Source organism: Roseiconus lacunae (genome assembly GCF_008312935.1).
Taxonomy (GTDB): Bacteria; Planctomycetota; Planctomycetia; order Pirellulales; family Pirellulaceae; genus Stieleria; species Stieleria lacunae.
The window spans coordinates 48,271-73,026 of record NZ_VSZO01000053.1 but is presented as its reverse complement, the minus strand read 5'-3'; the positions used below and the strand labels follow the sequence as shown (position 1 = coordinate 73,026).

20 protein-coding genes are annotated in these 24,756 nt (G+C 54.2%); 6 read left to right on the top strand and 14 right to left on the bottom strand.

The annotated features are described in order from the left end of the window. The first annotated feature begins 249 nt into the window (after positions 1-249). A complete protein-coding gene (locus FYC48_RS23405; protein WP_149499222.1) occupies positions 250-3,069 on the top strand; it encodes an NACHT domain-containing protein in 2,820 nt (939 codons plus the stop codon). A gap of 640 nt (positions 3,070-3,709) precedes the next feature. Here FYC48_RS23405 and FYC48_RS23400 read toward each other — a convergent pair. From FYC48_RS23400 to FYC48_RS28865, 8 genes are all read right to left on the bottom strand, one after another. Further along, positions 3,710-4,195: an FAD dependent oxidoreductase family protein gene (locus tag FYC48_RS23400; RefSeq protein WP_149499221.1), complete on the bottom strand. Its 486-nt coding sequence runs from the start codon at positions 4,193-4,195 to the stop codon at positions 3,710-3,712. A 265-nt stretch (positions 4,196-4,460) separates the two neighbouring features. Next, on the bottom strand, positions 4,461-4,901 hold the full coding sequence (locus tag FYC48_RS23395) for a hypothetical protein (RefSeq protein WP_149499220.1): 441 nt from the start codon (positions 4,899-4,901) through the stop codon (positions 4,461-4,463). A 190-nt stretch (positions 4,902-5,091) separates the two neighbouring features. Next, positions 5,092-7,755 carry a hypothetical protein gene (locus FYC48_RS23390; protein WP_149499219.1) on the bottom strand — a complete coding sequence of 888 codons (2,664 nt, stop codon included), beginning with the start codon at positions 7,753-7,755 and terminating at the stop codon, positions 5,092-5,094. Next, complete coding sequence (locus FYC48_RS23385; protein ID WP_160149732.1) at positions 7,748-8,164, bottom strand: hypothetical protein; 417 nt, start codon at positions 8,162-8,164, stop codon at positions 7,748-7,750. The genes FYC48_RS23390 and FYC48_RS23385 overlap by 8 nt, the downstream gene beginning before the upstream one ends. 346 nt (positions 8,165-8,510) lie before the next feature. Beyond that, a complete protein-coding gene (locus tag FYC48_RS23380) occupies positions 8,511-10,457 on the bottom strand; it encodes an AAA family ATPase (RefSeq protein ID WP_149499217.1) in 1,947 nt (648 codons plus the stop codon). After that, positions 10,454-10,804, bottom strand: coding sequence for a hypothetical protein (locus FYC48_RS23375; RefSeq protein ID WP_149499216.1), 351 nt, complete (start codon positions 10,802-10,804; stop codon positions 10,454-10,456). The genes FYC48_RS23380 and FYC48_RS23375 overlap by 4 nt, the downstream gene beginning before the upstream one ends. Positions 10,805-10,897: 93 nt before the next feature. Next, entirely contained in the window at positions 10,898-11,506 is a 609-nt protein-coding gene (locus tag FYC48_RS23370) for a hypothetical protein (protein ID WP_149499215.1), read from the bottom strand. 88 nt (positions 11,507-11,594) lie between these two features. After that, positions 11,595-11,816 carry a DUF1580 domain-containing protein gene (locus tag FYC48_RS28865; protein WP_149499214.1) on the bottom strand — a complete coding sequence of 74 codons (222 nt, stop codon included), beginning with the start codon at positions 11,814-11,816 and terminating at the stop codon, positions 11,595-11,597. Between the two features lie 640 nt (positions 11,817-12,456). On the opposite strand from FYC48_RS28865, the gene FYC48_RS23360 reads away from it, so the two are divergent. The 4 genes from FYC48_RS23360 (at position 12,457) to FYC48_RS23345 (ending at position 16,511) form a co-directional block, all read left to right on the top strand. After that, positions 12,457-12,756, top strand: a complete 300-nt coding sequence (locus FYC48_RS23360) for a hypothetical protein (RefSeq protein ID WP_160149731.1) — start codon at positions 12,457-12,459, stop codon at positions 12,754-12,756. Positions 12,757-13,762: 1,006 nt separating this feature from the next. Beyond that, entirely contained in the window at positions 13,763-14,569 is an 807-nt protein-coding gene (locus FYC48_RS23355) for a helix-turn-helix domain-containing protein (protein ID WP_235034389.1), read from the top strand. 127 nt (positions 14,570-14,696) lie between these two features. Then, positions 14,697-15,398, top strand: a complete 702-nt coding sequence (locus FYC48_RS23350) for an isochorismatase family protein (RefSeq protein WP_149499560.1) — start codon at positions 14,697-14,699, stop codon at positions 15,396-15,398. 129 nt (positions 15,399-15,527) lie between these two features. Beyond that, positions 15,528-16,511, top strand: a complete 984-nt coding sequence (locus FYC48_RS23345; RefSeq protein ID WP_149499211.1) for a zinc-dependent alcohol dehydrogenase family protein — start codon at positions 15,528-15,530, stop codon at positions 16,509-16,511. A 111-nt stretch (positions 16,512-16,622) separates the two neighbouring features. Here FYC48_RS23345 and FYC48_RS23340 read toward each other — a convergent pair whose 3' ends face one another. The 6 genes from FYC48_RS23340 to FYC48_RS23315 form a co-directional block, all read right to left on the bottom strand. Next, positions 16,623-16,910 carry a DUF1330 domain-containing protein gene (locus FYC48_RS23340; protein ID WP_149499210.1) on the bottom strand — a complete coding sequence of 96 codons (288 nt, stop codon included), beginning with the start codon at positions 16,908-16,910 and terminating at the stop codon, positions 16,623-16,625. Positions 16,911-16,960: 50 nt separating this feature from the next. Further along, positions 16,961-17,716 carry an SDR family NAD(P)-dependent oxidoreductase gene (locus FYC48_RS23335; RefSeq protein ID WP_149499209.1) on the bottom strand — a complete coding sequence of 252 codons (756 nt, stop codon included), beginning with the start codon at positions 17,714-17,716 and terminating at the stop codon, positions 16,961-16,963. 90 nt (positions 17,717-17,806) lie between these two features. Next, complete coding sequence (locus FYC48_RS23330) at positions 17,807-18,694, bottom strand: RNA polymerase sigma factor (RefSeq protein WP_149499208.1); 888 nt, start codon at positions 18,692-18,694, stop codon at positions 17,807-17,809. 526 nt (positions 18,695-19,220) lie between these two features. Further along, positions 19,221-19,619: a VOC family protein gene (locus tag FYC48_RS23325; protein ID WP_390622166.1), complete on the bottom strand. Its 399-nt coding sequence runs from the start codon at positions 19,617-19,619 to the stop codon at positions 19,221-19,223. Positions 19,620-19,925: 306 nt separating this feature from the next. Continuing rightward, positions 19,926-21,047, bottom strand: coding sequence for a DUF899 family protein (locus tag FYC48_RS23320; protein WP_149499206.1), 1,122 nt, complete (start codon positions 21,045-21,047; stop codon positions 19,926-19,928). A 209-nt stretch (positions 21,048-21,256) separates the two neighbouring features. Next, the gene (locus FYC48_RS23315; RefSeq protein WP_149499205.1) at positions 21,257-21,727 is read right to left on the bottom strand and encodes a DUF1579 domain-containing protein; all 471 of its coding nucleotides are present in this window, start codon (positions 21,725-21,727) and stop codon (positions 21,257-21,259) included. Between the two features lie 806 nt (positions 21,728-22,533). On the opposite strand from FYC48_RS23315, the gene FYC48_RS23310 reads away from it, so the two are divergent. Beyond that, on the top strand, positions 22,534-24,750 hold the full coding sequence (locus FYC48_RS23310) for an arylsulfatase (RefSeq protein WP_235034388.1): 2,217 nt from the start codon (positions 22,534-22,536) through the stop codon (positions 24,748-24,750). Positions 24,751-24,756 lie beyond the last annotated feature (6 nt).

Here is a 24,756-nt window from a genome sequence, read left to right as displayed (position 1 = left end):
GCACCGGCGCACCCACGGCAAGCGTAGACCAAGTCCTTGGAATACCAAAGACTTAGTGTGCGCTTGCCGTGCTCCAAGGAGGCACCTACACATACGAAAAAACACGCAATTCGACGTCGACTTTAGTGCCGTCGATTGACGGTTACGTAGCAGGCAATTGGCTAGATAACTGATTTTTAATCAGCAGTGAACAAATGGGCCGGTGGTTCTGCTAGAATCTTGATTCACGTTGAAATCTGGGGCTAAGTAATGATAGAAATTGCTGAGTTACTGAAAACGCTTCGCGAAATCGATGCAAATTCACTGGGGTCAATTGCATCGATTACTGGACTTGGTACTTCGCTCGTCCAATGGTTTTCTCAATCCCGGCGAGAGCGTGAGAGAGTCACTGTCGAAGATTACCTAGAGTGGCTGCGCCGGGAAAATCACAAGCAAATCTTGTCAGCCATCGAGCACTGCCATGAAGTATTTACAGACCAATTGAAGCGACTAGAAGTGCAATTGGGTTTGAAAGAGATTACAAATGAAGGCTACCTACTTAAAAAGCGGGAGATTCAGTCGAAAGATGTAGTAAATGCTTTAAGAAATGTGATCAGGGCAGGAAATCGCACTACGCAAAAGCAGTTTCAATCAATACTTTTTCATCTTGAAGAGTGCGATCGAAAGCTGGGACTGATGCTCGACAGGTCGTCCGATCGGAATGAGGCATTTGAAGATGCATACTTTGCAGAGGTCGCGAGGAAGTTCGAGACTATCGAAATGATTGGCATTCGAGAGATGCGTGGGATCAGCCAATCTCTTGACATTGCCTACATCACCCTTTCGTTGAATGACGAATCCGCGGAAAACTACCGTGCAGATGAATTTCTTGCGTCGGAATCCAGAATCACCATTCGTGCTCCAGCCGGTGCGGGAAAAACAACCTTACTGAGCTGGGTCGCTGTCCAATGTGCAATGAACATTGGAGAAGATTGGCGAGGATCGATTCCATTTTTCGTACCGCTGCGCACAGACGACATTGTAAAGACCGGTCGGCCGTCCGTGTCTGGATTTGTTGAATACACGATTGATACGGACTATTGGGGCGTTTCCACTCCAGAACATTGGATTCATGATGCCCTGACCTCTGATAGAGCCGTTGTCCTATTCGATGGAGTGGATGAGCTCCCATATTCAAAGAGAGCGGAATTTTGGATTTGGCTACGCGGTTTTGTTGATCGCTACCCGAATTCGAAAATCTTTGTAACCTCGCGTTTCTTTCCGGAAGACGACGAAAGAGAAAAGGAATCTCCGTGGGATCCGCCAAGTGGTTTCATCTCGACAACTCTCCAGGAGATGAATCGCTTTGACGTCAATAGATTCATTGCCAAATGGCATAGAGCATTAATCCGCTCAACGGATGACGAAGCATCAATACGGGAAATCGAGAAATCTTGGAAGAAACTGCCAGAACGACTTTTGGAATCGAGAAATGCAGGCGTAAGAGATCTTTGCCGAAGTCCACTTCTTTGTTCGCTTGTTTGCGCCATCCATTGGCGAGAAGCTGGCTACTTACCTGAGAAACGCATCGACCTTTACCAAAGGTGTTGCGAAATGTTGGCAGAAGATCGTGATCGCAGGCGGGGACTTTCGCCGCCCGAGGGGAACCTGCGATTCATATCGCCATCGGATAAGCAGATGGTTCTGCGGCGTCTAGCCCTTAGCATGATGAGGAACCGGGCTGACGATTCGAAGGTTGGGCAGCAGATCGAAGTTTCGTTTGATCAAGCAACAGACTGGATCTCACCACATATTGCAGCATTCGACGACGACCGATCACGAAAGTGTAATGCGAAAGAAGTTCTCCGTTTTCTTGTGGAAAGATCTGGAGTCCTTCGAGAACCATCGAAGGGATACATTGATTTTCAGCACCGAACATTCCAGGAATACTTGGCTGCGTGCGGTGCTGGCGAAATGTTCGACGTAGACTTTCTGACTCGAAAAGTTGTTAGCGACCAGTGGCATGAGACGATTGTACTTGCAGCCGGTACATTTGCAGGCGGCGTAAAATTTGGTAACCTGTTAATTGAATCTCTATTAGAGGAAGGAGCCAAATCAAGCGAAAAGACCGTAAGAAGATCCTGTTACGCTCTAGCAGTAGCTTGTCTTGAAACAGCTCGCTCGGTCGACATTGCGGTTCGCAAGAGGGTGAATGCTACGCTGCGCAAAATAACGCCTCCCAGAAATGAAAAGGAAGCAATCGTGCTCGCACATGCGGGAGATTCCGTACTTGCTCATCTACACTACACGCGATTTCGATCAGTCAAAACACTTGGGCTATGCGCGAAAACAATTTCCCACATTGGGAGCGACACTGCGTTGTCAATGCTCTGCGATTGCAACGGGTATGGCAAAGAAAAACGTTTATCTATCGTGCTAGAAATGCTTGGGTGCGAGCGACTACATCCGCTTGACATTGAGTGTCCGATTGCAATCATGCAGAGGATCGATGACCCCTATCCAAGTGCAATTTCACCATTTCTTGAATCGATTGCTAGTATCGAGAAGATTAGTGCATGGCGGAATATTGAGCAACTGAGAATTGAGCGGCTTGAGATGCTCAGCGACCTGTCGCCACTATCAACGTTGAAGAAACTCCGAATACTGTTGTTATCAATGTTGCGCATTGAGGATTTTTCCAGCCTTGCATCAATCGGTAGTCTTCAAGAATTGGCAATAACTGATTGCGGTGCGCTTTCTAATATTGGGTTCTTACGTGATTTGGTTGGATTGAGAAATCTGTCCATCAACCGTTGCGAAGGCATATATGATTTCAGAGACATTGAACACTGCCGCTCGTTGGGATCTTTGTCACTCAGCTTCTGTGAAAACCTGAGTGATATTTCATTCTTGCCAGCACTCTCTAAGCTACGATTCCTTTATCTTGAAGAATGCAGGAAGATCAGTGATTTTTCAGTTCTTTCCAGATGTCCGTCCCTACAGTATATATGGTGCCATCAGGAAAACGTTAGCCGGATACCCCAAGAACTTAGAGGCATTGTTAAGTCTAGTCATGGGCCCAAGTTGTGATCACTTGTTTGGTAGATATTGGGGGTGTATGCGAGTCGAGCACAGTCTTGGAAAACCCGAGCTCCTTTCATAAGTGCGAATACACTCACTACGCCTCCTTAAATTGATGGCTCATCGAGTCACTCGCTTTAGGTTTGTGGGTCCTTGAGTCGCCGAGCCTGAATTCGCAAGTAGTCAGGATTCTGAGCTAGGTGGCTCTAGATTCGTGAGATTATCGTTGTGCCGGAGTGCCCCATGAGTTGTGCCAAGGTCAGGCGATCGCAGCCTGCTTTGAGGCCTTCGGTGGCGTAGCTGTGGCGGATCGCATAAGCACACATGGGCAACCCGAGTTTCTCGCGAAGGCGTTTTGAAACGGCAGGCGGTTGCATCTTTTGGCCATGGCCCTCCGCTTCGATTCAGGAAGAGTGGGCCTTCGCGGTGCAGTCGTTTTTCGATGGTCTTCCGCGACAGTTCGGTTAGGTAAATAATTCGATCGCGAATTCCACCTTTCGATTCGCTGGGGGGGATGAATCAGATCATTTCCAAGATCGACATGCCTCGCTTCCATTAGCCTTTCCTCAAGTGGACGGCATCCGGTGTCCCACAAGAAATTAAGCAACTCACCAAAAAAATCCTTCACCTCTGCCCAGATCAGTTTCCGTTAATCTTCAGAGAAAACGACTTCCCGTCTCCGCCTCGCCGGTTTGTCGGGAACGTAGGTGATCGGATTGCGGAGAATCCGCTCGTGCTTTACGCCCCAATTGAACGTCGCCTGGACGGTCGAGATGGCGTCATTGAGCGTGTTCGGATTCCAGTCGGGGTGCTGTTCGATCCATTTGGCAACGTGTCTGGAACTCAGTTTGTCGACCAGCAATTTCGGCGGGATCGAGCGAGCGAATGAGTTCAGGTAATACTTTGCCTTCTCGTAGGTGCTGGCTTTGCGTTGCCGATTGAGCCAATCAAGACGCTCATCGAGCAGGGCAATTACCTGAGCAACCGCGGCGGTCGGTTCCTCGCGGTCGAGGATCAACTCGTGGTACTTCTTCCAGGCGTTTTCTTCGTCAGGACCGAGACTGATCTGTCTCTTGCCGAGCTGGACGTACCAAGAACGGGTCTGCTTGCGGAAGAACGGTTTTGGTCTTCGCATGATTCGGAGCCTCCCCAAAAGCGAAAACACTGGCGAGCTGGAAGGTTCGCAAAAGGCGTCACGCGGTGGCTCGCGTGGCAGCCTATCCTACTCTATCTCTGCACGAGGCTGTTTCCAGAGATTCAATCGATCAAAAAAATCCCGCAAAAAACGAGTCAGGGCGACTAGATTCGAACTAGCGACCTCTACGTCCCTAGAGGTCCGATCAACGCCTTGTCGCTTGGGGCATCAAAAAACGTTTCCAAGCGGCACCCACCGTCGGCGCTCAGTCACTCTCAGGGCCCGGATCTTCGCCCGCAAGATAAGGAGTAGCGACGATCGGGCATAACCCACGTCGGAGAACTCCATCCGCAACCCTCGCAGCGACGGGCTGCGAGAAGTGCCCAAGCAGGAACACCGCACGCCCGCGACGCGCTGCCCAAACTGTGAAAAGATGCGGATGAATCACCGGCTTTCTGATCGCGAGGTCGCCATCGCCAGGACCAACCGCTACGCCGATCGACTCAGCGTCAAAGTCATCAAACGCAATTTGTGACAGAGCACCCTGAATGCTTTCGAAGCTTCCCGTTAGATGCGGGCACTCAGTCCCAAAAAGGTGTTCGACGTGGCTTACATTAAACTGACTCTGGCTTCGCTTCAGGTGCAAAGAATCGAGGGTGATAGTTGCTTCACCGTACTGCTCGCGATCGATAATCGTATTTGTCATTCGAAACCCATGGAAAGAGGGAAAGGTGTACGCAAATTGTGATAGCGGCAACCGCGAGAGCGGTACACCCCTAGATTATGACATATCTAGAAAATGCTACATATTTATTGAGAAAACCTTACATATAAGACTGCCCAGAAAATACTAAGACTGGGCAGTCCTGCTTACGCTTCATTCTGGCTCGGTAAGCTTAGTTTGCGCGTCCCGCGACTACCGCAGCCTGCGCATCCCCAGGGCGCGGACGCCCAATGCCGTCGGCAGTCTGCTCCGTTGCTGACGCGACTCTTTCAAGCAATGTAGCAAGCCTTGTCATAAGCCTTTGGTCAGCATCGTCTCGCTTTTCTAGCTCGCGTTTCAGTAGTTCCAACGTCTGCGCCGACTCCCCGATTCGATTGGCTTCGGTCGGGCTAATCCGTTCATCCCGCATCGCCTGACCGATCTGAGAGCCGGTTCGGCTGTAAACTTCGGTCGCTGCTTCTGCGATCTCGGCAGTTGAGTATCCCCCAAGTCCAGTAAACAGCCTCTTATTGGCTTCGATAGCTCGATCAAAAACCGCTACCTCTCGCTTCTCTGCGGCTGACAGGTCAGCAAGTGGACGCTCTGAAGCCCTACGAGAGGTGACGCCCATTGTGGCCGCTGGGCTTGTCTTGCTAATTTGCGTGAAGTACGACGACTGCTTCTTCTGCAAGAACGCTTCCGCGCGGGCGACCTGAGCAAGGTCGCCTCCACCAAAACCGTCCCGCTCAATCGAACCATCAAAGCCAAAGAACGCGGCAACCGGTCCAGGTCGATAACCTTCAGCAACTAAGTCGAACGATTCGCCTACGCTGTCTTCGGTCGCTGCGATCGCTTGCTTGACAATATCGAGAGACGCCTGCGCGGTTGCCTTGCCGGTCGATTGAAGCCTTAGCGTGTCACCGGCGGATTCGGCTTGCTTGCTGGCTCGATCAATGTTCATCGAGACCGTGGGTGAAAGGCCGGATTGCTGCTGAATAAGATCGCTTGCATAGCTACCGCGACGCGGTCCCGTTCGCTGGCCTTCAATGTCATGACGCGTTGACAGCGTGTCTCTGAATACTTGACCGCCTGTGAGCAGGTCTTCAATGACACCCTGGAAAGTCGCATCTCCGAAGCTACCAGCTTGCTTTCGAAAGCTGTCCTGAAGGCCGAACCGATGAATCGCCTGCAACCTCGCAAGCGGAGTCCTTGCCCCCGTGATTGCCGACCGGCTAACGCCCGTGGGGATCAAGCTAGGGTCGGCAGCCATCGAATCGAAATACTGATCGAGCTTGCCCGCCATTTGGGCAGCGAATGTTGAGCTACGGTCCCCAGAATCATCGCCAGTTTTCTGACTCGCTGCGCCTGCGATCGCAAGCGCGTCGAACGCCCCAGCAGCTTCTGAGAATTTCCCGCCATCTGATGCGAGAGCACCGGCTGCTAGCGCACGTGGGGCTGCGACTGCGAACTGACCAAGCGTCGTCACGCCGGACCCTTTCATCCCCGCGATTATCGCCGACGCAGTTGTTCTGACCGCATCCACGCTGTTTTCTTGCCCCGATGCCTTCAGCGCGCCCGCAATCGCCTTGGCGAACTCACTGATCGACTCCGGCGTCAATTGGTTTAAGTCGGCGCTCGCAGCCATGACCTCGCGGATTACGTCGGGGCGAGAAACGCCCGATGAAACGACGATCCCAGCGGATTCGGCCAACTCCTTAACGCCAGCCAAGCCGATTCCCGTTCGCGATGCGATTTCTCGGGGTGCAGTGTCAATCAGGCTTCTTTGAACGTCATCGCTCATACCCGCAAGACTAGGCAACGCCTCGGCCTGAACGGTCGCAAGTGAACGGTTGGCGTTTTTCGCCTCGGAGCGTAGTGCGGCCTGCCTTTCGAGCGACCGGTTAAATTCGTCGATGACCGCGCGTGCGGCCTGCGCCGCAATAACAGTCCCGCCGATCGCACCTGTGACTTTTGCGCCGAACTTCACCCATGACGACTCCGAATCCTGCGCGGCCCCAGTCAGTTCGCGACGGATCGCATCAGCCTGCTTGGACGCAGCGGGAGACAGTTTCTCGATCGGCGTCAGGATTCGCGACAGAGACTTCTCGGTCGCACGCCCAGAAAGGACCATCTCGCTTTTGATTTTATCGGCGGCTCGTTCGCCCTCTGGGCCCAACGATCTCAGTCGTTTCAGTGGGCCCGCAAACTCGTTCTCAACATCGTCAAGCGCATTGCTGAATGACTTCTCGATCGCGTCAGCCTGCTTGCGGCCATCGGGGCCCAGTTTTCGGAGTTTCGCAAGCATTGAAGTTAGGTTGGCTTCAGCGTCAACCCCCAATCCCGATAACTCCTGATTTGCTTCGCCGACGAACTTTGAAGCCGCAGAACTGATTGATGCGATTTCCTTCACAACGGCGTTCAAATTCTTCCGATTGGCCTTCGCAGCGGCGTCCATTTCAACCGCGTTCGCGGCTCGTTTCATTCGTTGACGCATTCGTTCCAATTGTGAATCAGTCAGCGATGTTGTTTTGCGAAGATGTTCGACTGCGTCGTCAATCTTTTCAAATTCGCCGCGAGCAATCCCCGTATCGCTCGCGAGCCTCTTAAATTCGTCGCGGACTGTCTTCGGCAAGCCGCCCAGATTCTTCGCAGCTTTAGCCACGGTCTTTTCTAGCTCGACAGCGCTTAGCTCGGTTGATTCAATCGCCGTGTTAGCGGCGGAGGTTGATCGCTTGGTCGCGTCAGCGAGTTGCGAAACCGTCTCGTTAAGCTTCTTTTGGGCGGCATCAGTCTTTTTCAGTGATGAAATCACGCCTTTTTCATCACCATCGATACGGACAATCACATTCTTAGACATTACGTCGATAACTCCTAGGGAACATCTGGTGTTGGGGCTTAATAGAGTCATCAATGACGTCAGCAAGCTCTCGCTCCTCAGTGGCGAGCAACTTCGTAAACTCTTCGAGCATGTTCACGTCACTCCCCGTGGGTCGGCGACGAAAGCCGATAGCCTTGGGGTACTCAAGACGTACCGTTCCGGCCTCACCCTCACCCGTGACAACCGCACTGACAACGTCAACGCGGACATGCTCGGTCGCGGCCTTAGTCTCGCCCGAATAAACAAGAGGCAAAGTGTGACCGTGACGTCGCAACTTCTTTCCCGTGTACGTCTGAGAGAATCCCTTTTCGCCCTCCATTTCGGCGCCGCGACGGGGGGCATAGCCCGCATCACGGGCGTGCTGATGAGTGAATCGCTTCAGTCTCATTTCGTCGTGGAACTTCTGAGCTGCTTTCTCGTAAGCGCTTGTAATTTGTGGCCCAATCTGCTCCCTCGCGATCTGGCTGGCGTCGGCGGCCACTGAGGACCCGTTTGCGTTCATCTGGTGTGGCTCTTTGCGAGTGTGGTGGTGGTGCAGTCGAAAATTTTCTTCGTGCCAGTCCTTTGACCGCGATACCCTGCCCGCGTGCGGCCCCCCTCCCCCGGTGGAAGGACCCGTGAGGTCTTTGGGGATCACTCCCTTTCTTCGCGCCCACGTCCAACATCAGCAACAACAGCAACCCCGTTATAAATAACGGGGGTTGTTGTTGCTGATGGTACATGGGCATAACCGCTCAGCCGTCAATGCTGCTGGGCGTAGCTCTAAAGCCGGCTCGCTCACGTCCGTTCCGCATGACCGAGACAGGCTCAACCACACCCTCGGCAACCATCGAGTTCAAAGCCGACCGTTGGGATGGGGTTCTGGCGCCAAGCTGGTTCAGCGACAGAGGTTCAGTCGCTTCGCGGAGCTTCGACAGAATGGCGTCTCTGGTCTTCGACAATCGCTTTGAATTAGATCGCCGCTTCTTTGCCTCAGTCGTTTTCAAACGCTGTTCTTCGACCGCTTCTGGCGTCAGGACGGACGGCTGCCAAACACGTCCGCTTCGAAGCGAGCCTTCGCTGACATCAACCCCCCGACAGAGCGATTGCCCCATCGAACCGCCGACCGTCATCCAAAGTTTGTGCTCACCGTCAAAGGCGTACTCCCTGCGACGCGTCAGCAAAATCCACTGACGAGCAATCTCTTTGTGTCCGGCCCAAGAAAGATCGCTGAGGCGACCGGGACGGTGAGCCCCGCCACTTCGCGGATCAGGTGCCCTTGAATGGTGGATGTTGATTAACGTTCGCCCGCCTGCATCCTTAATAACCCTATCTAGTTGGCGGATTCGGGCACCGTTCGTCATCATGTTGCTAGCATCTTCGCCCGAGACAAGAAGATAAAGGGGATCGAGAAACACAACCTCCGCGCGAGTGTCACGGACCTGCTGGCCTAACCAGGATGCTCCCGCGTCGCTATCAAGCCGTGGCGGGTCGTCAAGAACTGAAACCGCACCCTCTGGCGGGGAGATTCGTCTGTTGTCACTGATTCGTTTGAACAGGCTTCCCAACGCAATGTCACCTGATTCAGCCGAGATAAAGAGAACACGTCGCTTTCGAATCGGCTTGAAAGCGCCCAAGAACGCCGCGCCGGTCGCAATCGAGAATGCCAGATCAGCGGCAACGCTCGTCTTCAAGCACTTCTCAGGCCCAGAAACATAACCGATCTGATCTGACACGAGCAGATCGGGGATAAGCCAGTCGACCGCGCTAGGCGGTCGTCTAATCATTTGGACAATATCTTTCGGCCCTTTGGATCGACGGCCAATAGGAAGCTTACCAGCCGCCTTAGAAAGGTGATTGACGAACTGGTCCTTGTGGTTGTTGACGTACCATTCGAGAGCACATGACGACCCCAAGTCTCGCAATTCTCTCTGCGTCCCGGTCCAAGCGTTGGCTTGCTCTTTCGATCCACGATGAGGAATCAAAATCAGCCCGGCCTCACCCATGACCGCCTTAATCGTTTCCGCGAAAAGCCGAATGCCGCGATCTGAAAGACCATCACCGCGATGACCGATCCCTGTTACAACGCATGCAAGCCTCCCCAACTCAAGGATTGCTGTAGCCTGTTCGAACGAGTCAGTGATAAACCACGGCTCGCTAGCGGAAGGGAACCGTCTCTGCTCCCCTTCGAACGGTAGGAAAACCAACTGATCACGATGGTCATGCCACCCGGCAGCGTCAAACAGCCTCTCATCAAGCGAGGCGGTCAAACCGTATGTCCCTCCATCGGGATCACTCACGGGACGAAAAGCGGTCGTTTTACTGTTGAACTCAGTAATTTTTCTTGTACGACAATCTTCCTCAGTTTCGCGTCGCCTCCGTTCGTCAGCTTCGCGTTCGGGGCGTTCGATCTCCTCAATGATTTCGGTCTTGAGGCGACGCGCGATATCTTCAATTTCGGTCGCCTCAACAGATCGTTTTTCAGACCCGGTTGGCGTGCCATCAATAAGATTGTTGATCCCCTCAACAATACCTGCGACCCAGACGGGTCGCGCTGATTCCCACTGCGCAGCTGATACGGAGTAACTGAAAGGCCCCTTTGTATGGGCCAACATTGGGCGCAGTAATCCCTCGCAGTCGCCAGCGATCTCTGGGGGAAGTCCGGCTTCCAAAAGCTCTTGTCTGAAAGAAGATTTGCTCATCGTCCCCCCAAGCTGTCTTGGAGTCGGCGCACAGCGGCGACGGCTCGCTCAACTGCCAACTCGGTTGAGGACATGCTATCCGCTGGACGCCAGTTGAGTCCTTCCCGGTTGGCCTTGGGTTTGGGGCTATTGTTCGTGATGACTTTGGGTGGTTCGCGCAGCCCGTCGCGAATGTCTTCGAGTTGGACGTCAACCCATGCACGAAGGCTCGGCCACTCCGCCGCGACAAGGGTGTCAAATTTACGCGCACCTTCGAAGCACAGAGCCGTCTCTGTAGGCGTTGAAAAGTCTTTTGCCCGACCCATCCAAGCGCGGCGTTCGGATTCGGTCATATGTTTTGTTTTCATCTTCAATCTATTCAGTGCTCAGTTTGCTGTTTCGTGATTCACAGCCGCCCGCAACCGGGCGGCTGACTTTTGCTTCTCTTTAGCCGTTGAAGATCAAACCCACTGGGCGGGCTTGTTGTAAGGGCTGAAGCCGGGATCGGTTGGGATTGAATCCCTCTCTTTAGTGAGGCGACTGATTTCCCGGTCAACCAATTTGATGTTCTGAACCAGTAAGTCCGCTTGCCGATTGGCGCGGTCCAGATTAGCGTTCGCAGCAACGATCGACTCTAGGATCGAATCCGTTAGCTGACGACTCTCTTTCGCCTTCAAGTAGCAATCGCGGGCTTTCTCAACGGCAAGTGGCAGTTCGCCAAGCTTTCGCAGATGCTCGGCGTCTCGCATTCGCGAGTTCAGCTCGCGTTGGCTTTCGAGAAGCTTTTCACGTTCACCATTCTTCAACGCGATCTCAGCGTCTAGACGGTCCCGCTTATCCTCGTTTTCGCAACACTGTACCCGTGCCTCAAACGCCGCTTCCATGTCGGTCACTCCAAGCAAAGTGAAGCAGTCAGCCAGATGCTCATGGTCAAACGCAGAGCCTTCGTGATGAAGATTCGCAGCCTCCTTAATGAATTCTCTCGCCTCGTCTTTTCTGGACTCCAAGTCTTTGCGGGCCTGGGTTGCCGCATCGTCCTTCTCTCGCAAAAAACTGAATGGGTTTGTCATATCGTCGATTCCTGAAAATAGAGTCGGCGAATCATTTCGAGCCTTAAGAAAGTGAGTTAATCAATGCTCACTGAAAAGAAACGGGCTGTTACTGCCCTGCGTAGTTAGCGTTAGCCAGATTGCTTGTACGAGTGATGAACTCACGGACACAATCGATCGTTGTGTAGCGTCGACCGCCAATCACCCAAGTTCTGAGCCGGACTCCGTGCCTGTTCTTACGGCGCGACCAGCGCGAAATAGTTGCGGGCGAGACCGATCGACCGATCACACGCTCAATAGCTGTTCCGACAGGTTGAACATCGTCGGGCACTGCTTAGCTCCAAGGTAAAGAGCCGGGCTGAAAGCGTGCCAAGCTCTAGAGTCGCGAAACTATGGTTGCGAGCAATCTTGGCGCAGAAGAATTTACGCCGAATCCAGGCGTAAGCTTTCGATAACTCAAGCCTACCAGGGCCCAGAAAAAAACGCAACAGTCGAAAGTTTTGGCACGAGAGAAAAAGCCGGAAATTAGGCCAGAGATTAGACATGAATATCGACTCCGGCCAAGCCAATACAGCCGCAAACCCTTTATTTACGGCGGTTTAGCGATTTAATGCCGTGCCAAAACCAGGACGTCAAACGCGTTCAAATCGTGTCGCCCCGACTGAAATCAAAGCACACCTTCTCTCATAGCCGAAACCGCGACTTTGGTTACCGCCTGATGGTCAGGCGTGCGGCGTTTCCCGCCAGTTGCAAAACCGGATTCTCCGACGTCAGTTTTTTCTATTCCGGATTGACTTTTCGCGGCTGGGCGTCGAGTTCATGGCGAAAATAGGCGAGAGACGGATCGTCGAGAGATGACCAGTGGCAGCACGCGAAAGAGATTGTTGCCGCGCTGAAGCTTGAAGTAGGATAACCGTCGCCTGCGTTGGAGCAGGAAAAGGCTACATGGTTGCGCACCTGAGCAGAGTCGCTTGCGAAGACGGAACTGTCATTGCAAGCGACGCCAATACGACCTGCCGATCAATCTTAAATACCAGCTCCTTTCACTCTCCGACGGTTGGGATCGACTGGGCATGTCATTTAAGCAATCCGTCCTGCTTCCCCAGTCACTCGTTGGCAAGGTTCGTTTCCGCGATTTCGTTCAATACGAAAAAGACTGGCGGAAAACGAATCGACGTCGTGGCAAATTGATCGACAAGAAGAGCGACGAAACAGTCACCGAAGACGAGCGAACAGAACTGGAAGGACTTCAAGCCTACGCCGAGTATTAGTTGGATCGCAAGACTCCATTGCCTATGTAGGGACTAGAGAAGGCCGAGAATCTACTGTTGTCGAATGCCACGCATATAGTGACGAACGTTGATTCTGGGCTTTGAGTTCCCCACGGAGCCACACGAGCGACGACATGACCCCGCTGGCTACATCAACGACGAAAGCTACCGACCATGGCTGCGCGATGAGTTTCTGTACCGCTACGTCTATTGCTTGAATCATGAGAGATGGTGTCCCGACGCGACCGCTTTTAATATCGACCACTTCCGTCCGATTTCGGTCGCACCAGATCTGAGTTCGAGTACACGAACCTGCTCTACGCATGTGCTTGTTGCAATCTAGCGAAATCGGACATCGTCGGCGTTGCTGTTCCTTGCCAAGTTGCCTATGGAGACTGTCTGGTGGTATAGGAAAACGGGAGTGATCGAGCCGCTTAACACGCAAGGCATCAAGAATGCAAAGTCACTAGCGCTGGATACAAAGCCGCGAGTTGAAGCACGCGGTCGATGGATTCGGGTTCTTGAAGGCATGCGTGCCTCGATGCCTGATGGTTACCGTAAGCACATGGGTTTTCCAACCGTGCTCGACGACCTTCGGCCACCTCGGCTCCTTCCGCCATCATCCCCAATTGCGTGAATGGCTGCTTCTTCTTGCAACGGGAAGAAAACCGAATTGCATCGACCTACTAATAGCCTTAACTTGGAAAACAATTCCACTATCCTCCGGAAGCCGACGTTGGTGCTTTGTACTGGAAGCGATTTGGGTTGACATTGGTGAATGCAAGCCATTCCGCTTCACGACTTGTCAGAATTCCAAGGTTCCTCCGCAAACCCCGTCGCCTCGCTTGGCTGGCAGCGATAGAGTCATAGATCAACAGGTTGCGTCATGACGCGGACAATCCAACCACCGAAAACCTTGCGTCCGCTCACTCCCGATGATCGGCTGAGACACATTCCGTACGCGTTCCAGCATACGAGCGCAACGCACGGCTGGAATGGCCTTCGAGTGGAATACAACACACCACAGCCCGCCAGCGACTTCGTCCATCCGCCCCTCGCGTGTTTGATGGTCGTCCTCACGGGCAAGATCTTTCCGGAGCGGACTGATCACCGTTGCGATAATGAGCGGTACACCGGGGACGGCTTGCCGCAAGCCGTGAATCTTCTGCCGCCAGGCGTTGAGAGCCAGTGGCGGTGGCGGTACACAGGCGACTTCACCGACTCGACCCACTATCAATTGTCTCCGGCGTTGGTCTCCAAAGTGGCGGAAGAGGCGTTTGATCTCGACCCGGCCCGCATTCAGTTTCCAGTACGCTACTACGATCAATCGAGCCCCGAGGTGATCAAGACCCTCGCGGCCCTTCGCCACGAGCTGGTTACCGGCGGTCCGGGCGGGCGGCTGTGTGCCGAGTCACTGGCGAATGTGCTGGTCGTCCAATTGATTCGACAGATGTCCAATTGGCAGGGTTCGGGCGGGGGCATCCGCGGGGCAGGCGGCCGACTGCCCCGACATACCTTGCTGGCGGTCGAAGAGTACATCCACGCACATCTCGACCAAAACATCTCACTGGCCGACCTTGCCGGTGTCGCCCACCTGAGCGAATTCCACTTCGCCCGGCTGTTCAAACAGACGACTGGTCTGCCGCCGTATCAGTTCGTCATCCATCAGCGCGTCGAGCGCGCCAAGCGACTCATTGCGGCGGGGCAGCTCTCGCTTGTTCAGATCGCCATCGAGGTCGGTTTCAGCGATCAAAGCCAACTCAACCGGCACTTCAAACGGGTCGTCGGCGTTACTCCCAAGCGATTCAACTGACAGCAGCAAGAATCGCCAAAGAGTCAGCAAGAACCGCCGATACTCTCCTGATCCTGACCTCTATTCTGTTTTCAGACATCGCGGAGTCGCGGTGCAGAACAGAGTCTTCATTCTTCAGGAGAAAATGATGATCCAAGTTAATCGGTGGATGATTGACCCGGACGATGCGGTGATGCTGCTAATCGACCACCAGAGCGGGCTGTTTCAACTGGTCAAGGACATCGAACTTCCCGTCCTGCGGTCCAACGTCATTGCCTTAGCGAAGGTGGCCCGTCTCGCCAAGGTTCCGACTTTCACGACGGCCTCAGTTCCGGACGGACCGAATGGCCCGCTGATTCCCGAAATCCACGAGCAGAACCCGGAGGCGGTGTATATCCCGCGGACGGGTCAGGTCAACGCATGGGACAACCCACCGTGGGTTGAAGCCATCGAGAACACAGGTCGGAAGACGCTGCTCATTGCCGGCACGCTGACGAGTGTGTGCATGGCCTTCCCCGCCATCAGCGCCGTCGCTGCGGGGTACAAAGTCTTTTGTATCATCGACGCCTCGGGCAACCACTCCCAGATGGCCACCGACTTGACGCTCGCCCGCATTGCTCAGGCTGGAGCGATACCGATCGACACATTCGCCGTACTGGGCGAATTGATGAGCACTTGGAACCGCCCCGACGCGATGGACTTCGCGGCAGTCATGGTCGACCTCGTGCCGCACTACCGGGCGCTGATGGAGAGCTACGACAAGGCACAAAGTGTGCAACGCGACGGGCACGAAACCGAACTGGACAAGTTCGAGGCCGGCGCGGGCAATGAAGTGATCCACGCTCGCTGAGCTAGAGAAGACGCCGAACCTGGCCCTGCATCTGATCGGCGGACAGGTTCGCTTTTTGAAGTGCATCGTTGCTTTGCGGCCCCGGTTGCTCAGCTAGTTCGTTTATCGTTACACACAAAGAGCATCGCAATGAAAGCGATCAGACTTCATTCATTTGGGGGCCCAGAAGCGTTCGAGCTTTGTGACGTCCCCAAGCCCGTGCCACACGCGGGGCAAGTCTTAGTCCGGGTCCATGCAACGTCCATCAATCCGTTGGATTACCAGGTCCGACGTGGAGACTATTCCGACTTGGTGCAACTGCCGGCCATTACCGGACACGACGTATCGGGCGTGGTCGAAGAAGTCGGAGCGGGTGTGACGAGCTTCTCTGCAGGAGACGAAGTCTGGTACACCCCGCAAATATTCGACGGGCCCGGAAGTTATGCTGAGTACCACGTTGCAGCCGAAAGCATCATCGGAAAGAAGCCTGCCTCATTGAGCCATCTTGAGGCGGCCAGCCTGACCTTGGTTGGCGGGACGGTGTGGGAAGCACTGATCGTTCGTGCGGCGCTAAGAGTCGGCGAATGCATTTTGGTGCACGGCGGCGCAGGGGGAGTCGGTCATGTGGCAATCCAGCTCGCAAGAGCCATCGGAGCGAAGGTGTTCACGACCGTGCGTGAAGCAAATGCTGAGTTCGCACGAAGCATGGGGGCCGACGTGATCATCGACTACCAAAAGGAAAACTATGTCGATTCCATCATGCGCGAAACGGGTGGCCGAGGAGTCGATGTTGTGTTCGATACTATCGGCGGCGACACTTTGTCGTGCAGCCCAGACATACTTTCGCAACTTGGCCGCGTCATCTCGATCGTGGACACAACTTTGCCGCAAAACATGATTCAGGCCTGGGGCAAAAACGCGAGTTATCACTTCGTTTTCACAAGACAAAACCGCGGCAAGCTTGATGAGTTGAGTGCATTGGTCGAACGAGGTCGGCTGAATCCACACGTCGGCGCTGTCTATTCGCTCGCCGACATTCCACTCGCCCATACGCGTCTTGAGAGTTCCGACAACGGCGTGCAAGGGAAGATTGCGATTGCGGTCGACGATCGGCTTTGTGAAACCCTGGAGTAACCAAGAGAGAAGGCGTTCACTGCGACTTGTTCGGAGCCGAGCTGAGACGATCGACCTGTTCAGTGGGGTGTTAAAACCGCAACTCCTCATGCATTTCGCAGAGGTACCGGGTCAAATCCCCTCCACGATGAGGCCGCGGTAGACCGCGCCACGGAAACGATGCTGAGCGGCTTCTTGGTAGGCTGGGCTGTCGTACCAAGCGCGGGCCTCCTCCATCGTCGGAAACCCTGCGATGACGACGCCTTCGACTTCTGGTCCCTCCAACGTTACATGAGAACCATACGCGGCCAAAGGCTTGACCGGATGCCCCTCCATGGCTTCAGGTGCTTTCTGCCAATACGTCTCCAACTCCGACTTGTCGAGCGTCTTTTCACGAATGAATACGATATAAGCGGCCATGGTCTCTCCACCGTTGGTTGAAATTGATTGGGGATAGGTTTCGGTGCCGTTTATCGCAGACCGCCGGATGCCAGGATCACTTCGCCTGTCAGCCAGCCCGCATCGTCGGACGCGAGGAAAGTGACGACTTTCGCAATGTCCGGTGGAGTTCCGATGCGGCCCAGCGGCGTCATGGCCACCAGTTGCTGTTCGAAGTCACTGCCCGTGCCGTACAACCCGGCCGACTTCGTCCCTTCGCTTAGCGTCGCACCGGGATTGACCGAGTTGACTCGGATGCCGCAAGGAGCCAATTCTTTCGCGAGCACTCGGGTGATTGCATCGAGCGCACTTTTGCTCGCGGCGTAGATCGAATAACCGGCAGGGCACATTTGCGATGCCCCCGAACCAATGTTGATGATGCTGCCGCCGTTTTTACCGAAGCAAGGCAACGATGCCTGAATCATCAGTAACGGGCCAAGCACGTTGGTGTTGAACTCGCGATGAAATTCGAGTTCGGTGACGTCTTCAAGGTTCATTCGCTGATAGATGCCAGCGTTGTTCACCACGATATCGAGCGGCCCGTAGGCGTCAGTGACTTCTGCCAGCATTCGATCGATGTCGTTAGAATCCGACACGTCACCCTGGATCGAAATGGCCTGACTGCCGGATTCCTCGATCTTCTCAGTCACAGCACTCGCACCGTTTTTGTCCCGGTGATAGCTAACGGCGACAACCGCCCCTGCGGCTGCCAGTTCCTCGGCGATGGCGGCCCCAATCCCCTTCGACCCACCGGTCACCAAAGCGACCCGGTTCTGCAGTTTCAACATGATTTGCGTCCTCACAACCAGAAAGAAATTGCCTCTCAATGGCATAGACGCGCTGCGTGAACGACTGTGACAGTTCGTGGGAAAAAGTTCTCAACCCAATTCGAGCGTCGCGCGAACTTCCGGCAGATCAAGAATTCGCCTCAGCCAACGGGATTGCTCCGCAGGTTCAAGAAACGGGTGATCGCGGTAAATCGCGAAAAAGGATCGCTCGGCGATATCGTCGATCTCGCGAGCCGTCCCCTGCGCGACGTCGCCAATACGCTGAAGGTGGCTCGTCGCGAAAAGCAGGTTGTTGGGATCGACGTGTCCTGCGTCGATGAATCCCTTGGTCTTCCTGGGACAACGACAGGGGTTGTTTGCGTTTACCAGTCCGCATTGCTGATTCATAAACTGATGCAGGTCGCGGCGGGCGCGGGAAAGACGCTGACGGAAGTTGGCAGTCGTCATTTCCAACACTTCACTGCCGAGGGCGTCGCTCACGCCGAAGATTTCGCCCAACGTGAATATCAATCGCTGTTGTCGGTCGAGGCAAAGCAGCATTCCTGTCGTGCAGGCGACTTTGGTTTCTTCGACCAACAGCGGCACTTCTACCGGCACGCTTTTGGAATCGGGCAGATCGAGGTCCGGAGTGCCGTTGATAGCCTCGGCGTAGGTGGAGAACGTTAGAATCGCCTTCTCGCCGCCGCGGCGTTTCATGCTGAGAACGTGGTTCACCGCAATGCGGTAGAGCCACGTGCGAAACTGGCTGTCACCACGAAACGTGCTGAGTCGGGTGACGACCTTGATCAGCACTTCCTGCGTGACCTCCTCCGCGTCATAAGGCTCAAATACCATGCGGACAGCGATGTTGTAGATCCATGCCTGATGCCGCAGAATCAGCTTTTCAAGGGCCGAACGATCACCGTCATTGGCCTGGCAAACCAACTGGGCATCCTCAGGATCACCAATCGCCGCGTCTTCAGTAAAAGGGTTGTACATAGAAGTCCTCAACGGTCTCGAACAGGAGCCATTCTACGCGAACTTAACTCGCACCTTCGACTTGGACGCATTCCGGCAACGACCGTGACAGAATGAGGCGGATTTCGAGTAAAGATCGAGCAACAATCCCAAGCAGGCCCGAGAAACGCCCCCGGTCACTTCCCACATTCACCGCTCCGCCAGCTACAGGAACTCATGCAGACGACACCGCAAGTGAGTTGGTGGCACTGATTAATGCGTCTGGAATTGTGCGGAGCCCTCGGGCAAAAAGTTCTACTAGCGTCCGGTGTTCGCGAAAGTTCAAACGCTTTGACTGCGATGTCGATACTTTCATCCCCTTCACGGCTCCATCGTTCCATTTCAAGCTGCAATCCGGCGTCTTCATCCCTCAACTCACGGGGCCTGGCGGCGCACGTGTCATCATCGATCTCTTCAAGCAGTCGCTGGCCGAGTTGATTCTCCGTTAACCGAATCCGAGGATGGTCACCTTTAATCGCCAGCGTCGTCTAATTCGTGTTCAGAAACGTCACGACTGCTGGGCCTGGCTGGCGTCCATCCAAAACAACTCCCAGATATGCCCATCGAGGTCTGCAATGGCGCGGCCATACATGAAGCCTAACTCCTGCTTCGGATTGATATCGGCGGTGCCACCGTACGATGCCGCGGCCGTGTTCATTTTATCGACGTCTTCCTGAGAGTCGCAGGACAGGGCCAACATGACTTCGCTTGAATCGGTCGCTGGAATGGGCCTCGTGGTAAACGTTCGCCACTTTTCATGCGTTAACAACATGGCGTGGATCGTTTCGCTCCACACCATGCAAGCTGCGGTATCGTCGCTGAATTGCGGATTGTTCTTAAAACCAAGGGCCTCATAAAATGTCACGGAAGCTGAGAGATTAGCCACCGGCAAATTAACGAAGATCATTCTCGACACGAGTGTTTCCTATTTTCAATGATCGGGTAACAACTAAAGAGTGCGCAAACACAATGACGCTCAAAAAAACTGATCCAACGCAAAGCAGGATGATCGCGTTGTAAAGACCGTTCGCTAAAGAGAACGGCAAAGTCAATCCAGTTGCAATGCCGCTCCAGGCCACCAAACAAAGCGGACATTTGGGCATCAGGCAAAGCAGAGCGCCGGGAATCACGCCGCCGGCCAACGGCTGAAGCAAAGTGCGAATCAGAGTGCGTTTCGGCAAGTCGGCTTCGACTCGTGATTGGCAGCAGGGTCTCATCGCTGCACAACCCCCGGCTGGTCATATTCGTCGTGCCTCCGCCACCAGACGTACGGCTCCGTCTGAGGCCACCCCGGCGGCGACTCTTCCCAGTTTTCCTGTCGCCCAAACGGAGACATGTCGAGCAAAGTGAAGTTGCTGAGCAGGACTTCGACGCCGCGTCGACCGGTAAAGTAAGTTTGATAAATGTGGTCTCCGTCTCGAAGGAACATGCTCAAGCCATGAGTTTCCCCAGCTGGAGTCGTCACGCCGAAATCTTCGTTGAAAGTTGTCCCCGCGGAGGAGTACCAGGGAAGAGTCCACCCCATCCTTTGCTTGTAGGCTTCAAGATTCTTCAACGGGCCACGCGAGACGAGGGCCAGTGAAAGATCGCGCGTCTGAAAGTGAGCCGGATGACCGATGTTGTCGACCAAACATGAGCAACCTGGACAGCCGGCGTCTGGCCAGCCACCAACGCTTTCGGCGAACATAAAGTGATAGACGGCCAACTGCCGCCGACCCTCGAAGAGATCAACGAATGGTACTCTTCCGGACGGACCGTCGAACGCGTAGTCGGTCTCAATCCTAACCATCGGCAAACGCCGGCGTTCGGCGGCCAACGCATCGCGTTCTCGAGTTGCTTTCTTCTCTTTTTCATGGAAACTGTCGAGCGTGTGCTGCCACTGGCGGCGTGAGACAATTCGCGGACGTCCCTCGGTTGGAGTTTCCATCCGCCGACCGGCTTCTGATTCCTCTGCGAACCTCAATTCACGAGCAGCAAACGTTTCGTTGACTTGTTCATCGGCGGGCCGGATCTCGAAAGGGCCCAATTTCACGCCAGGATGATTCGACATCAATGCAATAGCATGTTTCAAATCGCGAGCTTCCAGCCGAAGTATCCCCCCAAGCATCTCTTTTGCCTCAGTGTACGGGCCTTCGGTCACGTCAACGGATCCATTTTTGATTCGCAACGTCACCGCGTTCGTGGCAGATTGCAAGGCTTCGCCGCCGAGCAAATGCCCACCGCGGCGCAGTTCATCGTCGTAGGCAAAACACTCCTCCATCATTTGTTGTCCGGCTTCTTCCGACAGCGATTGCTGAGTCGATTTAGCGATAAACCCCAAACAGATAAACTTCATCGTTTACAATCCCTCCGTACCTTAGACGACTATCGGCGTTGATTTTCAGGAGTAGTCGAACGGGCATTGCCGGTATCGACACCGACTTACAGAAACTCGGAAAATACTTCCTCGCACCGAGTGCATGGTCCACGGACAGTTAGCCTGCGCCATCAACGTTTCCGCAGGGGCAAACGGCGGAAGGCAGACTCAACAAGAGCAAGAGTGCTCTAAACACGCGTGTGTTTCGCGACCATGAATCGCTGCCAATCACCTTCGTCCGATTGAAGTTCGCTGGTTAACAACCAAGTGTTTGTGTCGACGATTTCAATGATGTCTCGATATTTCCCCATCCCACTTCCGTCGAACTTGGGACCTTCCGAGTTGAGCGGCAATCGTTTGGCAGAGGCATCGAGAACACCGTCATATGGCCAGATGTTTGCCATCATCGACCCGACGAAAGTTCCGACAAACCGGCTTTGAGCCGGATCAAAACCCAGTGTCATTACAGCCGACCAGTCTCCTTCTGGTGACTCGCCGCTGCTTTCGCAAATTAGCCACATGCCCCCCAGTGACCGGCAGTTCATGGTGCCACTGGCGGTAGACTTTGTGCCATCCGGCATCTCACAGTTATGCTCGAACTTCCATTGACCAACCAGTTGGTCCAGCCACTGGTGTTCCTGCTGTGGTTTGGCAAACATCTCGCAATTCTCCCGTTAAAGTTGTGTTAGTGACGCGGACCAATCGTCCGCTACCTAAGTAGTCGATTTGCGGAAATCCGAATCGACATGATTCTTTCAGTTTTTCAACAGGTGACTCTCGAACCTCAGCGGTGATTGGAATGCCACAACCTAGAGTTTCGTCTAAATCAAATGTTCGGGTTCAGCTCATCAGCCGACGGGCGTTAGCCCCGGTTACTGCACCGAAACCGTGGCTAACGCCATGCGGCTCATCCTAAATTCAAAAATAGACGAATGCACTAGTTCGAATTTTTCGACAGCCATCTTCCGTGGGTGACTGAGCCAACAACACATCGACGGCCCTTTTTCGACCGAAGGCTGATTCGGCCGATGTTGGTTCAAAGCGGCGTTCTTTCTCCGCGATTGCGAGCAGTGAATCCGCCAGTCTTCGCATCCAGTTTCTGCCGTCAGTGTGTTTCAAATTTGTGTTGAAGCGTCTTTGCTTCCTGCGTTCGGTGGATTTACAATCGTAGCGATTGCTGAGGTCGCTATTGCAGAAAGGGTCGTCTTTCGCATTGTCTGTTTCCTGGCTTCGACGATTCTTGCTAGAGGTTTCTCGATCACAATCGGCTTGCGGTCGCGAGATGAGAATATCTGTCTAATTACTGGAGCCGGAGATCGTGAAAGAGCTTACTTCGCTTATTTTCTGCAGCATTCTATTGCTGACATCAGAATCCTCTCACGCGCAAGAATCGTTGCCGTTCCCACCGACGCCATCTGCATCTACGGCAGGTCCCACGATGCAAGAGTCGGAATACAAGACACGCATGAAGCCACGTAGACTCCCGGCTGATTTTCCAAATATCTTGATCGTCCTTATCGACGACGTCGGCCCCGGGACGCCGGAAACCTACGGGGGCGAAGTGCACACACCTAATCTATCGCGGATCGCTAAAACAGGTATCTCTTTCAACCGCTTTCATTCAACCGCCATGTGCTCTCCAACACGGGCATCATTACTTACCGGTCGCAACCATACTCGTGTTGGCAACGGACAAATCGCTGAACTGGCCAACGATTGGGATGGATTCAGCGGCACGATCCCCAAATCGAGCGGCACATTGGCCGAGGTGCTTAAAGACTACGGCTACAACACTGCCGCGTGGGGCAAGTGGCATAACACGCCGGCGGCTCAGACCACATCCAAAGGTCCGTTCGATTATTGGCCGACAGGCTATGGTTTTGAGTACTTCTATGGATTCCTCGCGGGAGAAGCTTCGCAGTATGAACCACACTTAGTCCGAAACACGTCACCCGTTGAGACCCCTGAGAAGCTTGACGATGGCAGCGACTACCATTTGACGGGGGATATTGCTGACGACGCGATCCTATGGCTCCGTGAGCAGCAGGCGTTTTCGCCGGATAAGCCCTTCTTCATGTACTGGGCTACTGGAGCTTCCCATGGTCCTCATCAAGTTCCGATCAAGTGGGCCGATAAGTACAAAGGCAGGTTCGACGATGGCTGGGATAATTATCGAGAGCGTGTCTTTGCGCGTGCCAAGAAGCTTGGCTGGATTCCAGAGAATACCAAACTAACGACGCGCCCCGACTCATTAGCAAGCTGGGAATCAATCCCGGACGACGAAAAGCCGTTCCAACGCCGCCTTATGGAAGTCTTCGCCGGATTTACCGAGCACGCCGACCATCACGCTGGCCGAATTTTTAATGAACTCGAACGACAGGGACGACTCGACAACACGCTTGTCTTTTATATCTGGGGCGACAACGGGTCGAGTGCCGAAGGCCAGAACGGCACAATCAGTGAGTTGCTTGCTCAAAACGGCATCGCAACGAAGATCGAAGACCATCTAAGAGCGATCAATCAGTTGGGCGGGCTCGACGTGCTGGGCTCGGCGAAAACTGACAATATGTATCACGCCGGGTGGGCATGGGCCGGAAGCACGCCCTATAAGAGCACCAAGCTGGTAGCCGCGCATTTTGGCGGAACTCGTCAGCCGATGGCAGTGAGTTGGCCGAAAAGGCTCAACGCTGACAATCGGCCACGTTCCCAATTCCATCACGTGGTCGACATCGTGCCGACAGTCTACGAAGTACTTGGCATCACGCCGCCTCGCGAGATCAATGGAGTCCCTCAGGATCCAATCGACGGGGTTAGCATGCAGTACACCTTTAATCAGCCCGAAGCTGAAGGCGAACGCAAGACGCAGTTTTTCGACATCATGGGTAGCCGAGCTATCTTCCACGACGGCTGGATGGCCAGCACGTTCGGCCCCCGCACCCCTTGGACGCCTGGATCACCCGACCTGTCGACGTGGGACCCTCGCGACGACAACTGGGAACTCTACAACCTGGAAGAGGATTGGAGTCAAGCTCATGACTTGGCAGCCGACATGCCTGAAAGGCTCCGGGACATGAAGGAATTGTTCCTCATCGAATCGACAAAAAACAAGAACCTGCCCATCGGAGGAGGTCTCTGGGTGCCCGTGTTGCATCCGGAGGACAAGCCAGCGCCCCCTTACACCGATTGGACTTTCACCGGCGCCATAACCAGGATGCCTGAGTTTACAGCGCCGGCGCTAGGGGCACGCCCGAATACAGTAACGATTGATGCCGTCGTGCCCGAGAAAGCTAGCGGTGTTCTCTACGCCCTGGGCGGTTTCTCAGGTGGCCTAACTTGCTACATGGACGACGGATACCTCTGCTATGAGTACAACCTGTTCGAGATCGAGCGGACCAAATTCCGATCCGAGAAGCGAATCCCTGCCGGTGAGGTCCAGATAGAAGTGGTTAGCGACTTTGAACTCGTCAAGCCAAATCTCGTCGGCAATATCGTGCTTAAGGTAAATGGCGAAAAAGTCGCGGGCGGCAAGGTGCCCCGCTCGGCGCCACTTACGTTTACAGCGAACGACTGCCTCGATCTTGGCAGTGATCTCGGCTCGCCTGTTTCAGAGTTCTACTATGACCGAAAGCCGTTCGAGTTCTCGGGCACATTGAACACTACCAAAGTTACCTATCACGAATAGCGTAAT